General features: G+C 69.4%; 4 protein-coding genes. All 4 read right to left on the bottom strand.

All coding sequences use genetic code 11. The features are described 5' to 3' along the window. A partial coding sequence (locus G6018_RS14760; protein ID WP_347237876.1) for an NAD-dependent epimerase/dehydratase family protein occupies positions 1–449 on the bottom strand: 449 nt, incomplete at its 3' end. A 163-nt stretch (positions 450–612) separates the two neighbouring features. Continuing rightward, a complete protein-coding gene (locus tag G6018_RS14755) occupies positions 613–714 on the bottom strand; it encodes an AURKAIP1/COX24 domain-containing protein (RefSeq protein ID WP_003855542.1) in 102 nt (33 codons plus the stop codon). Positions 715–874: 160 nt separating this feature from the next. Beyond that, positions 875–1,096: a helix-turn-helix domain-containing protein gene (locus G6018_RS14750; protein WP_017837771.1), complete on the bottom strand. Its 222-nt coding sequence runs from the start codon at positions 1,094–1,096 to the stop codon at positions 875–877. 266 nt (positions 1,097–1,362) lie between these two features. Continuing rightward, on the bottom strand, positions 1,363–1,519 hold a 157-nt coding region (locus G6018_RS14745; protein ID WP_277817784.1), incomplete at its 5' end, for a pyrroline-5-carboxylate reductase dimerization domain-containing protein.

The following is a 1,519-nucleotide window of genomic DNA, read 5'->3' as shown; positions in this document are numbered from 1 at the left end:
TCCGCCATGTCCTCGGTGAACATGGCCGGGTCCACGCCCGAGGAGCCGTAGACGGTGGTCGAGGAGATCAACACGAACCGCTTGACGGTCGCGGCCCGCCCACAGGCCGCGATCACGTGCATCGAGCCCATGATGTTGGCCTCCTTGACGGCCGCACGGCCGCCCGGGGCGAAGTCGGTGTGGTGCAGTCCGGCGTGGACGACGGTGTCGATGCCGGCATCGCGCAGGATGCCCTGGAGGCGCGGCGACTGCGGGTCGAGGCGGACGAACTCGGCGTCCCTCATCCGACGGCGGTGCTGCGGCGACGGTTTGACGGAGTCGATGGCCAGGACGCGCTCGACGGATTCGGACCGGAGCAGCATCCCCACGAGGTGGGCGCCGAGGTATCGGCTCCCGCCCACGACGGCGACAGCCCGGGCGGGCCGACGGGTTGGTGCTTCGGGGTTCACCCAGACCACTGTAGCCGTGGACCCCCCCGGTCCGTCGCCCGGTCCGCGTACCCCGGACGTGCTGCTACACACACCCCGCGACACACCGATGCCCGCCACCACTTGCGGGTGACGGGCATCTGCTACGGGCGTGAGTCCGGGCGCTATCGAGGCGCCGCCGGACTCACTTACCGAGCTTGCGACGCTGCACGCGCGTCCGGCGGAGCATCTTGCGGTGCTTCTTCTTGGACATACGCTTGCGGCGCTTCTTGATCACAGAACCCATATCGGGGGTCACCTACCTGTCGACTACTGGTCTGGGGCCTTACAGCGGGCTTACTGCGTTCCGGCATCTAAGCGGGCTCGGAAGCCGGTACGGAACCCGTCCAGACTACCCGCAGGTGGGGCCGCGACGAAAACGGGCCCGGGGGCCGACCCGGAGCGGGTCAGCCGGCGGAGAAGTACGACGTGTCCAGGTACTCGTGGACCGCCTTGGAATGCACGCGGAACGACCGCCCCACCCGCACCGCGGGCAGCTCGCCCGAGTGGACGAGCCGGTAGACCGTCATCTTGGACACGCGCATGAGCGCTGCGACCTCGGCAACGGTCAGGAACTGGGAACCCCCCGCCGCCTGTGCGCCGCCTTCGGTCTTGTCGGTAGTCGCCATCTCACAACCCTTCGTGGCACGCGTCGTGCCGCAGGCTTCCCCTCCTGCGGTACGGACACGCACGTGCTGGGTATGAGCCTAGCGTGAAGGGTGTGATCAATGCGACGGGAGTGGGCAAATAACTTTGACGACACGCCGCCCGACCGCGGCCTGACCCACCCTGAACAGGGCTTGTGCTAAATGCGACGTCCCGCCAGGTGGCCGTTCTCTCACCTGGCGGGACGTGTGGGGCGCGTGGAGCGCAGCGGGCGATGCCCGGAGGCGGGTCAGTCGTCCCGCTCGTCGTCCTCGGCCTTCTGCGCTGCACGGGCCAGTTCCATCGACCTGGTGGCCGACGCCTCCACGGCGTCCGCCACCGCGGACCGGAAGCCCCCGGCCTCGAGTCGCCGGATCGCCGCCGCCGTGGTGCCGCCCGGCGAGCAG

It is taken from the genome of Dietzia sp. DQ11-44 (assembly GCF_014145205.1).
Taxonomy (GTDB): Bacteria; Actinomycetota; Actinomycetes; order Mycobacteriales; family Mycobacteriaceae; genus Dietzia; species Dietzia natronolimnaea.
The sequence above is the reverse complement of the archived record's forward strand: the minus strand, read 5'-3'. Positions and strand labels throughout refer to the sequence as shown.